Source organism: Burkholderia sp. RF4-BP95 (genome assembly GCF_001521985.1).
GTDB lineage: Bacteria > Pseudomonadota > Gammaproteobacteria > Burkholderiales > Burkholderiaceae > Burkholderia > Burkholderia diffusa.
The window spans coordinates 1-20,240 of sequence record NZ_LOSX01000075.1 but is presented as its reverse complement, the minus strand read 5'-3'; the positions used below and the strand labels follow the sequence as shown (position 1 = coordinate 20,240).

The 20,240-nt window shown below is 67.5% G+C and carries 16 protein-coding genes; 7 read left to right on the top strand and 9 right to left on the bottom strand.

The window, feature by feature from the left end; genetic code table 11:
• Positions 1 to 170 precede the first annotated feature (170 nt).
• On the top strand, positions 171 to 1,022 hold the full coding sequence (locus WS46_RS26565; protein ID WP_059692281.1) for an alpha/beta fold hydrolase: 852 nt from the start codon (positions 171 to 173) through the stop codon (positions 1,020 to 1,022).
• Positions 1,023 to 1,131: 109 nt separating this feature from the next.
• Here the strand turns inward: WS46_RS26565 and WS46_RS26560 are convergent, their stop codons facing one another.
• On the bottom strand, positions 1,132 to 1,572 hold the full coding sequence (locus tag WS46_RS26560) for a PACE efflux transporter (RefSeq protein WP_059692280.1): 441 nt from the start codon (positions 1,570 to 1,572) through the stop codon (positions 1,132 to 1,134).
• A 98-nt stretch (positions 1,573 to 1,670) separates the two neighbouring features.
• Between WS46_RS26560 and WS46_RS26555 the strand changes: the two genes are divergently transcribed.
• Positions 1,671 to 2,561 carry a LysR family transcriptional regulator gene (locus tag WS46_RS26555; RefSeq protein ID WP_059528474.1) on the top strand — a complete coding sequence of 297 codons (891 nt, stop codon included), beginning with the start codon at positions 1,671 to 1,673 and terminating at the stop codon, positions 2,559 to 2,561.
• A 234-nt stretch (positions 2,562 to 2,795) separates the two neighbouring features.
• Here the strand turns inward: WS46_RS26555 and opcM are convergent, their stop codons facing one another.
• The 4 genes from opcM to WS46_RS26535 are packed head-to-tail and all read right to left on the bottom strand — an operon-like array spanning position 2,796 to position 9,698.
• Complete coding sequence (opcM, locus tag WS46_RS26550; protein ID WP_059692279.1) at positions 2,796 to 4,331, bottom strand: multidrug efflux transporter outer membrane subunit OpcM; 1,536 nt, start codon at positions 4,329 to 4,331, stop codon at positions 2,796 to 2,798.
• Between the two features lie 10 nt (positions 4,332 to 4,341).
• Entirely contained in the window at positions 4,342 to 7,542 is a 3,201-nt protein-coding gene (gene ceoB / locus WS46_RS26545; RefSeq protein ID WP_059528481.1) for a multidrug efflux RND transporter permease subunit CeoB, read from the bottom strand.
• 46 nt (positions 7,543 to 7,588) lie between these two features.
• Positions 7,589 to 8,806: a multidrug efflux RND transporter periplasmic adaptor subunit CeoA gene (ceoA, locus tag WS46_RS26540; protein WP_059528484.1), complete on the bottom strand. Its 1,218-nt coding sequence runs from the start codon at positions 8,804 to 8,806 to the stop codon at positions 7,589 to 7,591.
• Positions 8,807 to 8,837: 31 nt separating this feature from the next.
• Positions 8,838 to 9,698, bottom strand: a complete 861-nt coding sequence (locus WS46_RS26535) for an alpha/beta hydrolase (RefSeq protein WP_059528487.1) — start codon at positions 9,696 to 9,698, stop codon at positions 8,838 to 8,840.
• Between the two features lie 173 nt (positions 9,699 to 9,871).
• Here WS46_RS26535 and ceoR point away from each other — a divergent pair, with 173 nt between their 5' ends.
• Both ceoR and WS46_RS26525 read left to right on the top strand, forming a co-directional pair.
• Positions 9,872 to 10,876, top strand: coding sequence for a putative multidrug efflux transcriptional regulator CeoR (gene ceoR / locus WS46_RS26530; protein ID WP_059692278.1), 1,005 nt, complete (start codon positions 9,872 to 9,874; stop codon positions 10,874 to 10,876).
• Between the two features lie 417 nt (positions 10,877 to 11,293).
• The gene (locus WS46_RS26525; protein WP_059528494.1) at positions 11,294 to 11,587 is read left to right on the top strand and encodes a DUF4148 domain-containing protein; all 294 of its coding nucleotides are present in this window, start codon (positions 11,294 to 11,296) and stop codon (positions 11,585 to 11,587) included.
• A 228-nt stretch (positions 11,588 to 11,815) separates the two neighbouring features.
• Here the strand turns inward: WS46_RS26525 and WS46_RS26520 are convergent, their stop codons facing one another.
• The 3 genes from WS46_RS26520 to selD form a co-directional block, all read right to left on the bottom strand.
• Entirely contained in the window at positions 11,816 to 12,895 is a 1,080-nt protein-coding gene (locus tag WS46_RS26520; protein ID WP_059528497.1) for a purine nucleoside permease, read from the bottom strand.
• 236 nt (positions 12,896 to 13,131) lie between these two features.
• Positions 13,132 to 13,383 carry a hypothetical protein gene (locus tag WS46_RS26515; protein ID WP_059692277.1) on the bottom strand — a complete coding sequence of 84 codons (252 nt, stop codon included), beginning with the start codon at positions 13,381 to 13,383 and terminating at the stop codon, positions 13,132 to 13,134.
• 70 nt (positions 13,384 to 13,453) lie between these two features.
• Positions 13,454 to 14,518 (bottom strand): selenide, water dikinase SelD, encoded by a 1,065-nt coding sequence (gene selD / locus WS46_RS26510; RefSeq protein WP_063888591.1) that lies wholly within the window; start codon positions 14,516 to 14,518, stop codon positions 13,454 to 13,456.
• 114 nt (positions 14,519 to 14,632) lie between these two features.
• Here selD and WS46_RS26505 point away from each other — a divergent pair, with 114 nt between their 5' ends.
• Positions 14,633 to 15,469 carry a DMT family transporter gene (locus WS46_RS26505; protein ID WP_059692276.1) on the top strand — a complete coding sequence of 279 codons (837 nt, stop codon included), beginning with the start codon at positions 14,633 to 14,635 and terminating at the stop codon, positions 15,467 to 15,469.
• A gap of 96 nt (positions 15,470 to 15,565) precedes the next feature.
• Here the strand turns inward: WS46_RS26505 and WS46_RS26500 are convergent, their stop codons facing one another.
• Complete coding sequence (locus WS46_RS26500) at positions 15,566 to 17,074, bottom strand: PLP-dependent aminotransferase family protein (protein WP_059692275.1); 1,509 nt, start codon at positions 17,072 to 17,074, stop codon at positions 15,566 to 15,568.
• A 120-nt stretch (positions 17,075 to 17,194) separates the two neighbouring features.
• Between WS46_RS26500 and WS46_RS26495 the strand changes: the two genes are divergently transcribed.
• Positions 17,195 to 18,484: a 4-aminobutyrate--2-oxoglutarate transaminase gene (locus WS46_RS26495; protein WP_059528511.1), complete on the top strand. Its 1,290-nt coding sequence runs from the start codon at positions 17,195 to 17,197 to the stop codon at positions 18,482 to 18,484.
• Between the two features lie 89 nt (positions 18,485 to 18,573).
• Positions 18,574 to 20,043 (top strand): NADP-dependent succinate-semialdehyde dehydrogenase, encoded by a 1,470-nt coding sequence (gabD, locus tag WS46_RS26490; RefSeq protein WP_044845770.1) that lies wholly within the window; start codon positions 18,574 to 18,576, stop codon positions 20,041 to 20,043.
• The last annotated feature ends 197 nt before the right edge of the window (positions 20,044 to 20,240 follow it).

The window sequence follows — 20,240 nt, the reverse complement described above, 5'->3', positions numbered from 1 at the left end:
CAGCCAATCATCAGATGATTGAAAGCTTCGCCACATCCCCACGCTGCGACAAGGGTTTTCAGCCGAGCCATCAATAAAATTGATCGTGACGATGAAAATTATGCGTTTTCCTTGCAGCTTGCCGTGAGGCATAGTTGCGACGTGATGACGCACCCATTGAGTTTTCAGTCATGAACATGCGAATCGAGCCGTCGGTGCTCGCGAACCCGGACCTGCAATTTGCGACGCTTTCGTCGGGCATCAGCCTGCCGTATGTCGAGCGGGGGAGCGGCGCGCCGATGGTGTTCGTGCACGGATCGTTGTGCGACTACCGTTACTGGGAGCCGCAACTCGCGTCGCTGTCGGCCCATTACCGCTGCATCGCGCCGAGCCTGAGCCACTACTGGCCGGCCGTCGAAGCGGGCATCCAGGACGAGTTCAGCTGGCAGAACCACGTCGACGAGCTCGCCGAATTCATCGACGCACTCGATCTCGGCCCCGTGCATCTCGTCGGCCACTCGCGAGGCGGTAGCGTCGCGTTCAACGTCGCCCGCCAGCATCCTCAACTCGTCGACACGCTGACGCTCGCCGATCCGGGCGGCCCGCTGCAGCAGCCGGGCGTGCGCGAAGCCGCGCTGCCGGCCGCCGCGATCGCACTGCGCACGAAGGCCGTGAACCTGATCGGGGAAGGCGAAGTGGAAGCCGGCCTCGAGATGTTCGTCGATTCGGTGAGCCTGCCCGGCGCATGGAAGAAGAGCACGTCGCGCTTTCGCACGATGGCGATCGACAACGCGAGCACGCTGCCGAAGCAGCTTCAGGATCCGCTGCCCGCGTATTCGCAGCACACGGCGTCGGATATCGCGTGCCGTACGCTGCTGATCGACGGCCAGCGCAGCCCGAAGATGTTCCGCAACAACGTCGACACGCTGTCGCAATGGATCGGCGATGCGCAACGGCAGACCGTCACCGGTGCGTCGCACGGGATGAACGCGGCGAGCCCCGCGGTGTTCAACCGTTACGTGCACGAGTTCGTCGCCGCGTAACGCTCGCGGGCGGCATTCGCGCCGCCCGTTGCTTACTCCCCTTTCTCATTCGAAGCGCTGCGATGCGGACTGCCTGCATCGCATCGCTTCGTCCGCGTTCGCCTCCGCGTCACATGATCGGTTCGGGCTTGCGCGTCACCGCATCCGGCAACCCGAACACGCTGTCGAACGACCAGTTGTACGCGAACGTGAAGATCGGGAAGAAGACGATCAGCACCGCGTCGTACAGGAACGCCTGCACCAGCGACACGTCGAGCCACCACGCGATCAGCGGGATCAGGAACGTCACGAGCGCGACCTGAAAACCGATCGCATGCACGACGCGCCGCGCGACGGTGCGCGTCGTTTCCGTGCGGCGCCGCTCCCACGCCTCGAACCCGAGGTTGTACAGAAAATTGACGATGACGCCCGTCGTCGAGATCATCACGCCGAGCAGGCCGCTCGTCGTCGCGCTCGCGCCGCTCAGCATGCCGAGCACCGACGATGCGACGAGGATGCCGAGTACCTCGAACATCACGACGTAGACTATGCGTCTCTTCCATCCTTGCATGACCCACCACCTTCATATCGAACGAGGTGGCGAGACTACAGCGGGCACTTCGCCCGCAAAAGTCAGGTCCTTTCAATTTTTCTGACAGGAGGCCGCCGATGCTGACCAGCGACCACATCGACATGCTGCTGACCGTCATCGACAAAGGCTCGTTCTCGGCGGCCGCGCGCGCGCTCGGCCGCACGCCGTCGGCGGTCAGCATGGCGATCGCGAACCTCGAGGCCGAGCTGGACCTCGTGCTGTTCGATCGCGGCACGCGCGAGCCCACGCCGACCGCCGCGATGGCCGCGCTACTGCCCGATGCGCGGTCGATCGCCGAGCGGTTGCAGGCGTTGCGCGCGCATGCGCAGCACTTGTCGGAAGGCGTCGAGGACACGCTGCGGCTCGGCCTCGCGGCGGAGCTCGACGGCGCGCCCGTTGCACGCGCACTGACCGCCGTCGCCGCGAAATATCCGGCGCTCGCGATCAGCATCGTCACCGCGCCGCAGGACGCGATCGTCGACGCATTGCATCGCGGCGCGGTCGATCTCTGCGTCGCGTACGGCGGGCTCGATCTTCATCCGCAGGAACAGATCCACGCGCTGTGGACCGAAACGCTGATCGCCGTCGCCGCGCCCGGCCATCCGTCGATCGCCGAAGCCGCGCATCCCGAGGCGATCGAACGGCTGTCGGGGTTTCGGCAGATCGTCATCGCGGACCCGGAACGGCCGCTCACCGACGTGCGTCCCGTGATCGGCAACCGCACGTGGAAGGTGACCGACATGGCCACCGCGATCGCGCTCGTGAAGGCCGGACACGGCTGGGCGAACCTGCCCGAATCGCTGATCGGCCGGTATGTCGAAGACGGCGAACTGGCGCCGCTCGTGTTCGCGAACATCCGCAACGGGCTGCCGCTGCCCGTGTACCTGCGCCGGCCGAAGTACACGGGGCTCGGCAAGGCGGCCAGCGAACTGGTGCGGGCGCTGCGGGCGGAAAGCGACAGCAGGTAAGCGCTGCGGCGGCGAACGCCGCCGCGGCGTTGGTCAATGCCCGACGACTTGACCGTTAGTTGCAGTTGCTTCGCGTCTTCCGGCAGTCCCCCGATTCGCCCTGGGACCTGCAACCGGAGCGACGCACATGGCGGCCGCGCGATAAAAGGCCAATAAAAAAACCCGATCCGCGTCACCACGGATCGGGTTCTTCGATCGACCGCCCGTTACGGCAGCCCGTCGCGGGCCGGCATATCAACGCACGGCGACTTCCTGCTTGCCCTTCCCCGCATCGCCGACCGCCGTCGGCGCCGCGCCCCACCCGCCGCCCAGCGCGCGGATCAGGTTGACGGTCGACACGGCCTGCGCGCCGGTCAGCTGGTTCGCCTGCAATTGCGACTGCAGCACCGACCGCTCGCTGTCGATCACGTCGAGATAGGCCACCTCACCTTCCTGATACTGCGTACGCGACAGCGTCGCCGCACGGCGCGACGCATTGACGGCCGCATCCTGCGCGCGAATCTGGTCGTCGAGCAGACGCAGATCGGCGAGATTGTCCTCGACCTCGCGGAATGCGACGAGCACCTGCTGCCGGTAGTTCGCGACCTGCTCGTCGTACTGCGCGCGCGCCTGCTGCACGCCGGCCGCACGGCGCCCGCCGTCGAACAGCGGCAGCGTCAGCGCGGTGCCGGCGAACGGCCCGAGCAGGAACGTGCGGCTCGACCACAGGAACAGGTTGCCGAGTGTCGACGCTTCATAACCGAACGCACCCGTGATATCGAGCTTCGGGAAATACGCCGATTTCGCGAGACCGATCCGCGCGTTCGCGGCCGCCATCGCGCGCTCGGCCGCCGACACGTCCGGGCGGCGTTCGAGCAGCGCGGACGGCAGGCCGGCGGGCACCTTCACCGCGACCGGCACGATCGGCGTCTCCTTGAACGCGAAGTCCGCGGGCGCCTTGCCGAGCAGGATCGCGAGCGCATGCTCGGACGCCGCGCGCCGACGCGCGACGCCGACCGCATCGGCCTGCGCGGTCGCCAGTTCGTTCTTCGCGCGCGACACGTCGAGCTCGCTGATGTCGCCTTCGTTGAAGCGGCGCTGCACGAGCTTGAGCGCCTGGTCGCGCAGTTCGACCGTGCGACGGTACAGGTCCTGATCCGAGTCGAGCTGGCGCAGTTCGAAGTAGTTCTGCGCGACGTCCGCCTGCAGCGCGAGCTGCACCGAACGGAACAGCGCTTCGCTCTGCGCCTGGTCGGCGCGCGACGCCTCGACGTTGCGGCTCACGCGGCCGAACAGGTCGGCCTCGTACGACACCGTGCCCTGCGCGCGCCACAGCGTCGCGGTGGTCGGGCCCGTGCCCTGCGGCTGGAATTGCGACGCCGACGACAGCCCTTCGCGCGTCGGCCCGAACCCGGCGCCGACCTGCGGGAACCACTGCGAGCGCGCGGTGCGGGTCGCCGCACGCGCTTCCTCGACGCGCGCCGCCGCGGCCTTCAGGTTCTGGTTCGCGGCGAGCGCCTGCGACTCGAGCGAGTCGAGCACCGGATCGCCGAACACCTTCCACCATTCGCCGCGATGCTCGCCGTCCGCCGGTTCGGCGGTCTTCCACGTGCCGGCCTGTTCGCCGGCCACGAGCGTCGGCGCTTCCTTGAACGCCGCGGGCGTCGACACGTCCGGGCGCTTGTAGTCGGGCCCCACCGCGCACGCGGCAAGCAGCGTCGCGAGCAGGGTGCTCGCGGCCGCCACCTTCGCGAAGCGCATCAGGCCATTCGAGTTGTGCATGTTGTCCATCTTTTTATCCTCAAGCATCCGAAGCCGGTACGCCCTGGCCCGGCACGCCATAGCCGGCGGAGTCCTTGCCGGCGACGTGGATCTTGCCGCCCGCCAGCGTGCGCAGCACGACGTAGAACACCGGCGTCAGCATCAGCCCGAACAGCGTCACGCCGAGCATCCCGAAGAACACCGCGATACCCATCGCATGTCGCATCTCGGAGCCCGCGCCCGTCGACATGACGAGCGGCACGACGCCCATGATGAATGCGATCGACGTCATCAGGATCGGGCGCAGCCGCAGCCGGCTCGCCTCGATCGCGGCCTCGAGCGGCGTCCTGCCGTCATGCTCCAGTTCGCGTGCGAATTCGACGATCAGGATCGCGTTCTTCGCCGACAACCCCACCAGCACCATCAAGCCGATCTGCGTGAAGATGTTGTTGTCGCCCTGCGTGAGCCACACGCCCGTCAGCGCCGACAGAATGCTCATCGGCACGATCAGGATCACCGCGAGCGGCAGCGTCAGGCTTTCATACAACGCGGCGAGCACGAGGAACACGAGCAGCACGCTGATCGGGAACACCCACATCGCCGAATCGCCCGCGAGGATCTGCTGGTACGTGAGGTCGGTCCATTCGAACCGGACGCCGCGCGGCAGCGTTTCATGCGCGATGCGCTCGATCGCGGCCTGCGCCTGGCCCGACGAGAAGCCCGGCGCCGGGCCGCCGTTGATGTCGGCCGCCGTATAGCCGTTGTAGCGCACGACCATTTCCGGGCCGAACGTCGGCGTCACCGTGACGAGCGACGACAGCGGCACCATCTCGCCACGGTCGTTGCGCGTCTTCAGTTGCAGGATGTCGTCCGCGCGCTGACGGAACGGCGCATCGGCCTGCACGCGCACCTGGTACACGCGTCCGAAGCGGTTGAAGTCGTTCACGTACAGCGAGCCGAGATACACCTGCATCGTGTTGAACACGTCGGTGACCGGCACGCCGAGCTGCTTCGCCTTCACGCGATCGAGATCGACGTTGAGCTGCGGCACGTTGATCTGGTAGCTCGTGAACAACGGGCCGAGTTCCGGCGCCTGCTGCGCGCGCTTGATGAAGTCGTTGGTCGCATCCGACAGCTTCGCGTAGCCGACCGCGCCGCGATCCTCGATCTGCATCTTGAACCCGCCGAGCGTGCCGAGACCGAGCACCGGCGGCGGCGGGAACACCGCGACGAACGAGTCCTTGATCGCGCCGTACTGCTGGTTCAGCGCACCGGCGATCGCGCCCGCCGACAACGCCTTGCCGTGCCGCTCCGAGAACGGCTTCAGCGTGACGAACACGATGCCCGCGCTCGAGCTGTTGGTGAAGCCGTTCACCGACAGCCCCGGGAACGCGACCGCGCTTTCGACGCCCGGCTGCTTCAGCGCGATCGAGCCCATGTCGCGGATCACCTTCTCGGTGCGATCGAGCGACGCGCCGTTCGGCAGCTGCGCGAACGCGATCAGGTATTCCTTGTCCTGCGCGGGCACGAAGCCGCCCGGCACGATCTTCGACACGAGCACGGTCGCGCCGACCAGCACGAGGTACACGCCGAGCATCAGCGTCTTGCGCGACAGCACGCCGCGCACGCCGCGGCCGTAGTTCTCCGCGCCGCGATGGAACACCTTGTTGAAGCGCCTGAAGAAGCCGCCGAGCACGCGGTTCATCGCGCGCGTGAGCCAGTCCTCCTTGTCGCCATGGCCCTTCAGCAGGATCGCGGACAGCGCCGGCGACAGCGTCAGCGAGTTGAACGCCGAGATCACCGTCGAGATCGCGATCGTCATCGCGAACTGCTTGTAGAACTGGCCGGTCAGGCCCGACATGAACGCGAGCGGCACGAACACGGCGACGAGCGTCAGCGCGATCGCGATGATCGGCCCGCTCACTTCCTGCATCGCCTTGTAGGTCGCCTGCCGCGCGTTCATCCCGCTTTCGATGTTGCGCTCGACGTTCTCGACGACCACGATCGCATCGTCGACCACGATACCGATCGCGAGCACCATCCCGAACAGCGACAGCGCGTTGATCGAATAACCGAAGCCGAGCAGCAGCGAGAACGTGCCGATGATCGACACCGGCACCGCGATCAGCGGAATCAGCGATGCGCGCCAGGTCTGCAGGAACACGATCACGACGATCACGACCAGCGCGATCGCTTCGAGCAGCGTGTGCACCACGGCCTTGATCGACGAGCGCACGAACTGCGTCGGGTCATAGACGATCTTGTAGTCGACGCCGGCCGGCATGTCCTGCTTCAGCTCGGCCATCGTCTTGCGCACTTCGTCGGAGATCTGCAGCGAGTTCGCGCCCGGCGACTGGTTGATCGCCATCGCGACGGCCGGCTTGTTGTCGAGCAGCGAGCGCAGCCCGTATTCGGACGCATCCAGTTCGATGCGCGCGATGTCGCGCAGGTGCGTGACGCCGCCGTCCGGCGTCGTCTTCACGACGATGTCGCCGAACTCGTCTTCCGTCTGCAGACGGCCGCGCGCGTTCACCGACAGCTGCAGCGGCGTGCCGGGCAGCGACGGCGACGCGCCGATCACGCCGGCCGCGACCTGCACGTTCTGCTCGCGGATCGCCTGCACGACGTCCTCGGCGGACAGCCCGCGCTGCGCGACCTTCTGCGGATCGAGCCACACGCGCATCGCGTAGTCGCCCGAGCCCCACAGCTGCACCTGACCGACGCCCTGGATCCGCGACAGGCGATCCTTCACGTTGATCAGCGCGTAGTTGCGCAGGTAGGTCATGTCGTAGCGGTTGTCCGGCGAGATCAGGTGGACCACCATCGTCAGCGTCGGCGAGCTCTTCACCGTGGTGATGCCGAGCCGCTGCACGTCTTCCGGCAGACGCGGCAGCGCCTGGTTCACGCGGTTCTGCACGAGCTGCGTGGCCTTGTCCGGATCGGTGCCCAGCTTGAACGTGACGGTGATCGTCATGTTGCCGTCGCTGTTCGCCTGCGACTGCATGTAGAGCATGTCCTCGACGCCGTTGATCTGCTCCTCGAGCGGCGACGCGACCGTCTCGGCGATCACTTTCGGGTTGGCGCCGGGGTACTGCGCCTTCACGATCACCGAAGGCGGCACGACTTCCGGATACTCCGAAATCGGCAGCAGGAACATCGCGATCACCCCGCCGAGCAGGATGATCACCGATAGGACTCCTGCAAAGATCGGCCGGTCGATAAAGAATTTTGAAATGTTCATGTGTGGCTCTGTCTGGTTGAACGCGGAAATCGTAGCGGCGGGCCGCTTACGATTCCGCCTTCGCCGGTGCGGCCGGCTTCGCGTTATCCGCGAGCGGCGCGGACGGCGCATCGCCGCCCGTCATCGGGACCATGTGCGGCTTCACCTGTTCGCCCGGGCGCACGCGCTGCGTGCCGTTCACGATCACGCGATCGCCGGCGGACAGGCCGCTCACGATCACGCGCCGGTTGCCGTGCTGCAGGCCCTGCTGCACTTCGCGATACGACACGCGGCCCTGCTGGTCGACGACGAACACGAACTTCTTGTCCTGGTCGGTGTTGATCGCCGCGTCGTCGACGAGCAGCGCCTGGTGCGGCGCGCTGCCGCCCACCTTCACGCGGGCGTAGAGACCCGGGACGAGCGCGCCGTCCGCGTTGTCGAAACGCGCGCGCACGCGGATCGTGCCGGACGACGTGTCGAGCCGGTTGTCGACCGAGTCGATCTCGCCGCTGCGCGAGTAGCCCGTTTCATTCGCGAGGCCGAGCTCGACCGGCACCTTGCGGCCGTTGCGCGCGCCGTTGATGTATTGCAGGTAGGTCTGCTCGTCCGCGTCGAACGATGCGTAGATCGGCGACACCGATACCAGCGTCGTCAGCGGCGCGGCGGACGCACCGGCCGACACGACGTTGCCGAGCGTGATTTCCGCGCGCGACACGCGGCCCGACACGGGGGCGGTGATGCGCGTGTAGCCGAGGTTGATGCGCGCCGTTTCCAGCGCGGCTTCGGCGGCCTTCAGGTTCGCGCTCGCCTCGCGCGCGGCGTTCTGCTTCTCGTCGTAGTCGCGCTTCGCGATCGCGTTGTCGCCGATCAGCCGCTGCGCGCGCTGCCAGTCGCTCTGCGCGTAGCCGTTGCGGGCCTGCGCGGCGGCGAGCTGCGCGGCCGCGCGGTCGGTTTCGGCCTGATACGGGCGCGGGTCGATCACGAACAGCACGTCGCCCTTCTTCACGAGCGCGCCGTCCTTGAAGTTCACCGCGACGATCGTGCCCGACACCTGCGGGCGCACGTCGACTTTCTCGACCGCCTCGAGGCGGCCCGAATAGCTTTGCCAATCGGTGACGGTCTGCGGCACGACGGTCGCGACGTCGACTTCCGGCAGCGGCGCCGCCGCTTTCTCGGGTGCGTTCGCGTTCACGCGCATCGCGCCGAACGTGCCGAGGCCGACGACGGCGAGCGTCACGATCGCCGCGGTCGCGATTCGGGAGCGGGAGGTGCGTAGGATGGCCATGTGGATCTCCAATAAGCGTGGATTGGTCTGGTTATTCGGAACGGTTCGGCTGGCGCGCCTGGAAGCGGCACTGGAAGAAGCGCACGGCTTCCTCGAGCGCGGCTTCGTGCGTCGCGAGCGACGCGTGCGTGACGTCCGGGTAGCGGATCACCTGCGTGAGCACGCCCGATGAAATCAGGCAGCCCGCATACTTCTCCGCTTCGACGTGCAGCACGTCGTTCTGCGCGGTGACGACGAGCGTCGGCGGCAGGCCCGCGAGGCGCACCGATTCGAGCGGCGCCGCATACGGGTGCATGCGCTGCGCCGCCTGCGGCAGATAGGCGCGATAACAGGCCGCGCATTCGCGCGCGGTGATGTCCGATGCAAGGCGTTCGGCGTCGCCGATGCGCGTCATGCTCGGGTCGAGCATCGGCCCGAACAGCGCCTGCGCGGCGATCGACACTTCACCGCGATCGCGCGCGATGAACGCGAGACAGTTCGCGAGCTGGCCGCCCGCGTCGTGCCCCGCGACGCCGATCTTCTTCGGATTGCCGCCGAACGCGCGGGCGCGCGTCGCGGCCCATACGGCGGCGCGATACGCATCCTCCGGCGCGGCCGGAAAAGGAAAGGCCGGCGCGAGCGAATAATCGACCGACACTACGAGAGCTGGTAAGCGTTCTGCTAAAAAGCGCGCGGCGAAGTCGGCGTCGTCGAGCGTGCCGCGCACGAAACCGCCGCCGTGGAAGTAAAGCACTACCGGCAGTCCGGTCTTGTCCGCACGCCGATAGAGGCGCAGCACGATGTCCTGCGCGTAGCCGGGGATTTCCACCTCCGCGACCGTCAATGCCGCGCCGGCTCTGGCTTCGGCGGGCAATGCGGCTTTCAGGAATTTGCTGAATTCAGAAGCGTCCATGACGATGCGGCATCCATTTCGAGATGGAACGAATTCTGGGTCCGGCAGACATTGGGATAAATGCCTATAATCCGGCAACACAATTCAACACCCCCGAACAATCCCAGGCTGCGCCGCCTACAAAGCGGCGCAGCCTTCTTGTTCCGGCGGCAAATTAGATTGCGGAGGTTGTGATGGACCGGCTTCAGGCCATGCAGGTGTTTACTCGCGTCGTCGATACAAGCAGCTTCACCAAGGCAGCAGAAACGCTCAGCCTGCCGCGGGCATCCGTCACGACGATCATCCAGAATCTCGAAGCATTCCTCGGCGTGCGCCTGATGCACCGGACCACGCGCCGCTTGTCGCTGACGCCTGACGGCGCCGCGTATTACGAACGCTGCGTGCGGATCCTCGCCGATGTCGAGGAAACCGAAGCAAGCTTCCAGAACAACAACCGGAAGCCGCACGGAAAGTTGCGTATCGACATGCCGGGCTCGATCGGGCGGCTGCTCGTGATTCCGTCGCTGTGCGAATTCCACACGCGCTATCCGGACATCGACCTGCAGCTCGGCCTGTCCGACCGACCGGTCGACCTGCTGCAGGAAGGCGTCGACTGCGTGATCCGCGTCGGTGCGCTGCAGGACTCGTCGCTCGTCGCGCGCCGCGTCGGCCTGTTCGAATGCGTGTCGGTGGCGTCGCCCGCGTATCTCGAGAAGCACGGCGAGCCGCACGCGATCGAGGACCTGGGCGACCACCGGGCCGTCAACTACTTCTCGAGCCGCACGGGCCGCACGATCGACTGGACCTTCCTCACGGACGGCAAGGAAGTCGAGGTCAAGATGAACGCGATCGTGTCGGTCAACGACGCCGATGCGTACGTGACCTGCGGGCTCGAAGGCTTCGGCCTGATCCAGCCGCCGTTGTTCATGGTGCTGCCGCACCTGCGCGACGGCCGGCTCAAGGAAGTGCTGCCCGGCCTGAAACCGCTGCCGATGCCGATCTCGGTCGTGTATCCACACAGCCGGCATCTGTCGCCGAAGGTGCGCGTGTTCGTCGACTGGATCGCCGAAGTGTTCGACCGCTGCCCGCTGCTGAGCGGCAAGGGCAGCCTCGACGCGACGTGCAGCAAGCGCACGTTCGAGGAAGCCGAGCGCGCGCCGGCGCTCGATACGCCCGTCATCAACGAGTGGGTCGCGTAATCGTCTGAACCGCGGCGCGCGGGCAGTCCGGCCCGCGCGCCGTCCTGCCTTCGTGCCGCGTCGGTGTCGCCTTCGCGCCACCTTCCTCGCCGCGCACTTCGTCTTTTCCGAATCCGCATCACACCTTTTCGCCGCGTGCGGCAATGGTCCGCGCACGTCATTGCGCGAGCGGCGGTATACCGCCGCGAGGCCCGCTGCAGGCGGCTGCGGGCGATTTCGACATCCCCCTGACGACGTTGCGAATCGCGATTGTTCCTCGATCACGACAAATCAATTCGCGTCTGCCGCATTTATCGCGTCGGGACAGATACCTAGAGTAAACCCTGTCGCGCACCTCGTTGCGCATCGAACAGCCCCGTTTGACGGGACCGGAGCGAGCGCTCAGGCGCCAACTCCGACCAACACAGGAGTTACGTCATGAACCGCCGCCATCTTCTCTCCGCCGTCGCCCTCGCACTCGCCGTGTCCGCACCGGCCTTCGCCGATACGACCACCGCGCACGCCGGCGACTACGGCAACACGTCGTGGTACACGCAGCACAACGGCCCGCGCACGCGCGCCGAAGTCAGCGCCGAAGTCGAGCAGGCACGCCGCGACGGCACGCTGGCCTGGCTGCGCAAGGCGAATTCGTATCCGCAAGGGCTCGAACTCGCGCAAGGCCCGTATCGCTCGATGCCGGAAAGCAACCAGCTCGCAGGCGGGGCCCGCTGAACGTCGGTAAACGCGCAACGCCGCGCAGCGGATGATCCGCCGCGCGGCGTCGCGATACCGCCGTCCAACATTCGATTAGTCAGTTAGTTGCAGGAGTCTGTGATGAACGACCACCTTCCTTCGCCGCTCGATCATTGGGACGACACCACGCCGGTGTGGACGCCGTTCCGTTCCGCGCCGCAATCGCATTGACCTTCGCGCCGACGTCTCGTCGACGGCGTGCGCCCGTCAACGGCGCGGCACGCCGTCACGCCATTCGCCCCAGTGCGTGACGATGTCCTGCACGAGCGGGTTGCCGGCGCGATACAGGTTTTCGGTCGCCGGCGCGAAACCGCCCTGATCCGCGTAGTTCAGCAGGTTGTCCGCGCTCGTCTGCCCCGCATACGGGCGGTCGAAATCGGAGCCCGTGCGCAGCACCGCGACGCGCGACAGGTCGACCCGCTTCACGCTCGCCGCGCGCTTGAGCGCTTCGTACGTCGCGTTGTCTTCCTGCGCGGTCATGCAGTAGGTGCCCTTGCCGTCGGTGAGGATCTTCGTCCACTGACGCGCGCGCTCGCCGATCAGCGTGCCCGAGAACCACGTATTGCCCGATGACGTGTCGCACTGGATCACCGTCGGCGGCCGGTTCGCCGGCGCATACGTGAACTTCGCGCGCGCGGCCTGGGCCTGCGCGCTGTCGGCGAGCACGACGTTGCGCGAGAGCGCATACGCGGCGTCCGTCAGCTGCGGGTTGAGCTGGAATACTTCGGTGCGGTAGTCGAGCGGCGGCTTGTCGTTCGGGCTCTTCGTATTGATGCCAAGGAAGCCGGTGTTCCAGCCGGCCGGAATCTCGCGTGCATCGAGCTCCCACTGCAGGCTGAAGTCGACCAGATATTTCGACCATGCGGCGGAACCGACCGTGCCTTGCGCGGGGTCGACGCCCGCGATGCCCGACACGAGGAAATACGTGCGGCGCAGGTCGAAGCGCTGCGAGAACGTGAGCGCCATGATCGTCGCGGAGGCGTTCGCGTAGCCCATGCCGGTCGTCACCACGCACACGTCCTGCTTGTTGCAGTGAACGGCCGGATAGTCGGGCGACAGACCGGGCACGGTGATGTCGCGCCACGGGCCGAGCCGGTCGAGCCATGCCTGGCCCTCCGGACCGAACATCGTGATGATCATGACCTTGACCGGGCGGCCCTGTGCACCGGTCTCGGCGAATGCGGCATTGCCCGCGTCGTTGCCCTGGTGATCCTGCGCGATCGACGGCGCGGTCGCACAGGCGGCAAGCGAGAATGCAGCGGCGGAAAGGATGGAGCGAGTCAGCATCGGCGTTCCTTGTTTCGGTGATGTTGGGTGAGAACGGCTCTCGGAGACTGCGCGAGGGAGTATAGAACGCGCGTGCGCGATGCGGAACCCGGCTACGAAACGGCTCGCGGCGTTCGATCACGCGGTTCGTGTGCGCGTGGTTCGAACGATATCCGACAAAAAAATCAGGAATGCCATTCGATTGGGCGACGCGACAGCGCCGCTGTCGATCGTGACCGGCGACGGCATCCGATTCGCTAGACGCGCAGCATCCCCGCGACGCCATAACCGAGCACGACGAGCGCCGCCAGCACATGGCTCGCCACGAGCCATCGCGGCGACTTCACGATGCGCCCGATCGCGCTGCCGCCAAACGCGAACACGAGTTGTCCGGCGAGACTGCCGGCAAACACGCACGCGGTGCCCGCGCGCATCCCGTGGTTCGCGATCATCAGCGCGACGGGCCCGACCGACAGCGCGATCGTCAGCCCGAACAGGAAATCGTTCATCGGTCGTCGATGCCGTCGAGGGAAGGCATCGATTCCAGCGACCGACGGCGATCCACGGTAAGGAAACGCGTCAGGCGACGTCGACGCGCGCGGGGCCGTCCACCATCTCGCCGATCACGGCCGCGCGATCGAAACCGTCGGCGCGGAAGCATGCGAGCACGTCGTCGACTGCGTCCGGCGCGCATGCCACCAGCAGGCCGCCGGATGTCTGCGGATCGGTCAGCAGCGCCTGCGCGACCGGCGGCAGCCCGTCGGCGAGCCGCACGTCGGCGCCATACGCCGCCCAGTTGCGGCCCGATGCGCCGGTGAACACGCCGTCGGCGACGAACGCCTCGACGCCCGCCAGCCACGGCAGCGACGCGTAATGCACGCGTGCGGTGAGATTCGCGCCGCGCGCGAGTTCGAGCGTGTGGCCGAGCAGCCCGAAGCCCGTGACGTCGGTCAACGCATGCACGCCCGGCAGCGCGGCGAGTTCGGCACCCGGCCGGTTCAGCTTGGTGGTGGTCGCGACCATCTGCGCGTAACCCGCGTCGTCGAGCTGATTCTTCTTCAGTGCGGCCGACAGCACGCCGACGCCGAGCGGCTTGCCGAGCACGAGCACGTCGCCCGCGCGCGCGGCCGCGTTGCGCTTCACGCGCGACGGATGCACGACGCCGATCGCCGCGAGCCCGTAGATCGGCTCGACCGAATCGATCGAGTGGCCGCCCGCGACCGGAATGCCGGCATCCGCGCACACCGATTCGCCGCCGCGCAGCACGGCCGCGATCGTCTCGTGCGGCAGCACGTTGATCGGCATCCCGACCAGCGCGAGCGCGAGAATCGGCTTGCCGCCCATCGCGTAGACGTCGGACAGCGCGTTGGTTGCCGCGATGCGGCCGAAGTCGAACGGATCGTCGACGATCGGCATGAAGAAATCCGTGGTCGCGACGATCGCCTGCTCGTCGTTCAGCCGGTAGACGGCCGCGTCGTCGGAGGTCTCGGTGCCGACCAGCAGGTCCGGGAACAGCGCCGGCGGCGTGGCCCGCTTCAGCAGCTCGGACAGCACGCCCGGCGCGATCTTGCAGCCGCAGCCGCCGCCGTGGGACAGGCTCGTGAGGCGCGGAACGGCGGGCGGGGTGAGGGGGGCTTCGGTCATCGTCGGCATCCGGTGAATAACAACGCTCCATTATCGACAATTCCGCGCCCGCGCGCCGGATACCCACATAATTGACGGCGCTCGCCGCTCCCCTTCCCGTCCGCGCCTTCGTTCATGGATCACCTGTTCATCGGTCTCGTGCTGTGCTCCGCGTTGCTGCACGCGATCTGGAATGCCTTCCTCCATGTCAGCGAAGACCGGCTCGTCCAGCTCGGCACGATGTCGCTGCCGTATCTCGCGTTCGGCATCGCAGGCGCCGTGCTGCTGCCCGCGCCGGCGCCCGCCGCCTGGCCGTATGTCGCGGCGTCGGCGGTGCTCGAGGTCGCGTACTGCTTCACGCTGGCGCGCGCGTATCGCAACGGCGAATTCGGGCAGATCTATCCGATCGCGCGCGGGATCTCGCCGCTGCTCGTGTCGGTGCTGGCGCTCGCGATGCTGCACGAGCGGCCGACGCCGTTCGGCTTCGCGGGCATCGCGCTCGTGTCGTTCGGCATCATGTCGCTCGCGCTGCGGCGCGGCCTCCGGTTCTCCGGCGAAGGCGTGCCGTATGCGCTGCTCACGGGCGTGTTCATCGCCGCGTATTCGATCTGCGACGGGATCGGCTCGCGCGTGTCCGGCAGCGTGCTCGGCTACATCGCATGGGTGTATCTGCTGTGGAGCGTGCCGCAGCTCGTGCTCGTCTGCGTGCTGCGCGGCGGCCCGCGCGCGGTGCTCGCGTCGCGCACCGCGCTCGCGCAGGGCGCGATCGCCGGCACGATCTCGCTCGCCGCATACGGGATCGTGATCCTCGCGTACCGGCACCTGCCGGTCGCGACGGTGTCGGCGCTGCGCGAGACGAGCTCGATCTTCGCGGTCGCGATCGGCTGGTTCGTGATGCGCGAGCGGCCCAGCGCGCAGCGGCTCGCCGCGTGTGTGCTGGTGGTCGCGGGCGCGGTGTTGATTCGGCTGTAGCGCATGCCGACGATCGGTCCGCACCGCGGAGGCGATCGTTGGCTCACCCATCGACGGCCCGCCCCGCGGCGCGCGCGTGCCGCCGTGCCGTTCCCGTCAGACCGTCGCGACGACCTGGTCGAACGCCCGCTCGTCGATCGCCTCGGCGAGCGTCGCGAACGCCGTCGCGATCTCGTCCTCCGGCACGCACGCATAACCGAGCAGCAGGCCCGATGCCGCACGTTCGCGCTGCGCGTAATAGCCGGACAACGGCCGCACGACGATGTTGCGTTCGAGCGCGGCCTGCGCGACCGCGCGATCGTCGACACCGTCCGGCAGCCGCGTGACGAGATGCAGCCCCGCATCGCTGCCGAGCGCCTGCAGCGTGTCGCCGTAGCGGCGCGCGACCGCATCGAGCAGCACCTCGCGGCGCTGCCCGTACAGCGTGCGCATCTTGCGGATATGCGACACGAAGTGCCCTTCCGCGATGAACTCCGCGAGCACCGCCTGCTGCAGCAGCTGACCTTCGCGATACAGCTCGGCGCTCGCGGTCGCGAAGCTCTCCGCGAGCGGCTCCGGCGCGACGAGATACCCGACCCGCAGCCCCGGGAACAGCGTCTTGCCGAAGCTGCCGACGTAGATCACCTGCCCGGCCGTATCGAGCCCCTGCAGCGACGCGAGCGGCCGGCTGCCGTAACGGAATTCGCTGTCGTAGTCGTCCTCGATGATCCAGCAGCCGTGCTGGCGCGCGTATTCGAGCAGCATCCGCCGCCGCGCGAGGCTCATCACCATCCCGAGCGGATACTGATGCGACGGCGTGACGAGCATCAGCTTCGGCGGCTCGGCGAGATCGGCGGCCGACGGCGCGATCCCTTCTTCGTCGACCGGAATCGGCCGCGTGGTGAGCCCCGACACGTTCAGCACGCTGCGCACGCCCCAGTAGCACGGATCCTCGGTCCAGATCGCGTCGCCCGGATCGGTCAGCAGCCGCACCGCGAGGTCGATCGACTGGTGGATCCCGGTCGTGATCACGATCTGCTCGGGCGTGCAGCGCACCGAGCGCGACGTGCGCAGATAGTCGGCCAGCGCCTCGCGCAACAGCGCGAGCCCGCCGCCCGGCGCGTAGGTCAGCAGGTCCGGGCGCAGGCGCCGCCAATACTTGTTGTGCAGCCGCGTCCACACGCGCGCCGGAAATCGCGACACATCGGGCACGCCCGGCATGAACGCGCCGCCCTGGCGCTTCGACACGCCCGCGCCTTCGACGAGCCGCGTGCCGCGCGAGGACAGCCGCCGCGCGGAAGCAGGCACCACCGCCGGCCCGGCGCCCGCGTCGGCCGGCGCGCCGACGATCTCGTCCGGCGCGCTGTCGGCGACGAACGTGCCGCGCCCCGTCGCCGAGTTCACGTAGCCTTCGAGCGCAAGCTGTTCGTAAACCTGCGTGACCGTGTTGCGGGCGATTCCGAGCTCCGCCGCCAGCAGCCGCGACGACGGCACGCGCGTGCCGGCCGGCAGTTCGCGCGACAGGATCGCCTGCTGCAGCAGGCGGTGCAGCTGCCGGTAGATCGGCTGTTCGCCGCCGCGCACGAGGCGCTGCGCCAGCCAGTCCGACAACACGCTTGCGCGCATGATTGGCTCCTGAATATTTATTGAAATGGCTCTGATTGCCAGAGCCAAATGTGATTATAGTCGCCTCCATGGGCTGCCAACGCGGCCGATTTTTATCCCACCGGGCAAAACATCAAGGAGATGACCGTGAAGAATGCCGACCTGCAGGCCCGCAAGAACGCCGCCACCCCGCGCGGCGTCGGCGTGATGTGTGATTTCTACGCAGCCCGCGCCGAGAACGCGGAGCTGTGGGATGTCGAAGGCCGCCGCTTCATCGATTTCGCCGCCGGCATCGCGGTGCTGAACACGGGCCACCGCCACCCGAAGATCGTCAAGGCGATCGCGGATCAGCTGAACAGCTTCACGCACACCGCTTACCAGATCGTCCCGTACGCGTCGTACGTCGAGCTGGCCGAAAAGATCAACGAACGCGCGCCGGGCGACTTCCCGAAGAAGACCGCGTTCTTCACGACCGGTGCCGAAGCCGTCGAAAACGCGATCAAGATCGCGCGCGCGGCAACCGGCCGTCCGGGCGTCATCGCGTTCTCGGGCGGCTTCCACGGCCGCACGATGATGGGCATGGCGCTGACCGGCAAGGTCGCCCCGTACAAGCTGAACTTCGGCCCGTTCCCGGGCGACGTGTTCCACGCACCGTACCCGAACGCGCTGCACGGCGTGACGACGGCCGACTCGATCAAGGCGATCGAGATGCTGTTCAAGGCCGACATCGATCCGAAGCGCGTCGCCGCGATCATCTTCGAACCGGTCCAGGGCGAAGGCGGCTTCAACCCGGCGCCGGCCGAGTTCGTGCGCGCGCTGCGCAAGATCTGTAACGAGCACGGCATCCTGCTGATCGCCGACGAGGTGCAGACGGGCTTCGCGCGGACCGGCAAGCTGTTCGCGATGCAGCACTACGACGTGCTGGCCGACCTGATCACGATGGCGAAGAGCCTCGCGGGCGGCATGCCGCTGTCGGGCGTCGTCGGCCGTGCCGACGTGATGGACGCGGCTGCCCCCGGCGGCCTCGGCGGCACCTACGCGGGCAACCCGCTGGCCGTGGCGTCGGCGCACGCGGTGCTCGACATCATCGACGAAGAGAAGCTGTGCGAACGCGCGACGCAGCTCGGCGACGTGCTGAAGGCGAAGCTGAATTCGCTGCAGGCCGACGTGCCGCAGATCGCCGACGTGCGCGGCCCGGGCGCGATGATCGCGGTCGAGTTCCTGAAACCGGGTTCGGGCGAGCCGGACGCGGAATTCACGAAGCGCGTGCAGGCGCGTGCGCTCGAGCGCGGGCTGCTGCTGCTCGTGTGCGGCGTGTACTCGAACGTCGTGCGCTTCCTGTTCCCGCTGACGATCCCGCAGGCCGTGTTCGACGAAGCGCTCGTGATCCTCGAGGAAGTGCTGAAGGAAACGGTCGGCGTGCCGGCCTGAGTTCCCGTCTACTTCGACTGAATGCGCCGCCGCCATCGCGAAGACGGCGGCGGCCGTTTCATCCGTCATTTTCAACGCAGGCGATGCATATGAGCACTGTTCAGGAAACCCTGGCACTGAAAGACCCGTCGCTGTTCCGCCAGCAGGCGTACGTCAACGGCGAATGGCAAGGCGCGGCGAACGGCGAGTCGTTCGAAGTCCGCAACCCGGCAACCGGCGGCCTGCTCGGCACCGTGCCGGCGATGGGCACGGCCGAGACGCGTCACGCGATCGAAGCCGCGAACGCCGCATGGCCGGCGTGGCGCAAGAAGACCGCGAAGGAACGCGCGGCGATCCTGCGCAAGTGGCACGACCTGATGATGGAAAACGCCGACGACCTCGCGCTGATCCTGACCACCGAGCAGGGCAAGTCGCTGGCCGAGGCGAAGGGCGAGATCGGCTACGCGGCGTCGTTCCTCGAGTGGTTCGCGGAGGAAGGCAAGCGCGTGTACGGCGACACGATCCCGACGCCGGCGAGCGACAAGCGCATCGTCGTGACGAAGGAAGCGATCGGCGTGTGCGCGGCGATCACGCCGTGGAACTTCCCGGCGGCGATGATCACCCGCAAGGTCGGCCCGGCGCTCGCGGCAGGCTGCCCGATCGTCGTGAAGCCGGCTGAAGCGACGCCGTTCTCGGCCCTCGCGATGGCCGTGCTGGCCGAGCGCGCGGGCGTGCCGGCCGGCGTGTTCAGCGTCGTCACGGGCGACCCGAAGGCGATCGGCGGCGAACTGACGTCGAACCCGATCGTGCGCAAGCTGTCGTTTACCGGCTCGACGCCGGTCGGCCGCCTGCTGATGTCGCAATGCGCGGCAACCGTCAAGAAGGTGTCGCTGGAGCTCGGCGGCAACGCGCCGTTCATCGTGTTCGACGACGCCGATCTCGATGCGGCCGTGCAGGGCGCGATCGCGTCGAAGTACCGCAACAGCGGCCAGACGTGCGTGTGCACCAACCGCTTCTACGTGCACGAAGCCGTGTACGACCAGTTCGCGCAGAAGCTCGCGGCGGCGGTCGGCCAGCTGAAGGTCGGTCGCGGCACGGAGCCGGGCGTCACGCAAGGCCCGCTGATCAACGAAGCGGCCGTGCTGAAGGTCGAGGCGCACATCGAGGACGCGCTCGCGAAGGGCGCGACCGTCGTGACGGGCGGCAAGCGCCACGCGCTCGGCCACGGCTTCTTCGAGCCGACCGTGCTGACCGGCGTCACGCCGGCGATGAAGGTCGCGAAGGAGGAGACGTTCGGGCCGCTCGCGCCGCTGTTCAAGTTCGGCAGCGACGACGAGGTGATCCGCCTCGCGAACGACACCGAGTTCGGTCTCGCCGCGTATTTCTACAGCCGCGACATCGGCCGCGTGTGGAAGGTCGCCGAGGCGCTCGAATACGGGATGGTCGGCGTCAACACGGGCCTGATCTCGAACGAAGTCGCGCCGTTCGGCGGCGTCAAGCAGTCGGGCCTCGGCCGCGAAGGCTCGCACTACGGCATCGACGATTACGTCGTGATCAAGTACCTCTGTCTCGCCGTCTGACGGTTCGGGGCCTGTCGCATCCGTGACAGGCCCTGACCGCCCCGCCGGAACCGGGCGGTCCCGACGCGGGCCGGCGCCCCTCTCCGCCGCGCCCGCGTCACCTCCCTCCGCCGCCTTCAACGAAACACGTTCACCGCATCGACGAGCCGCGTCGCCTGCTGCTTCAGGCTTTCCGACGCCGCCGCGCTCTGCTCGAC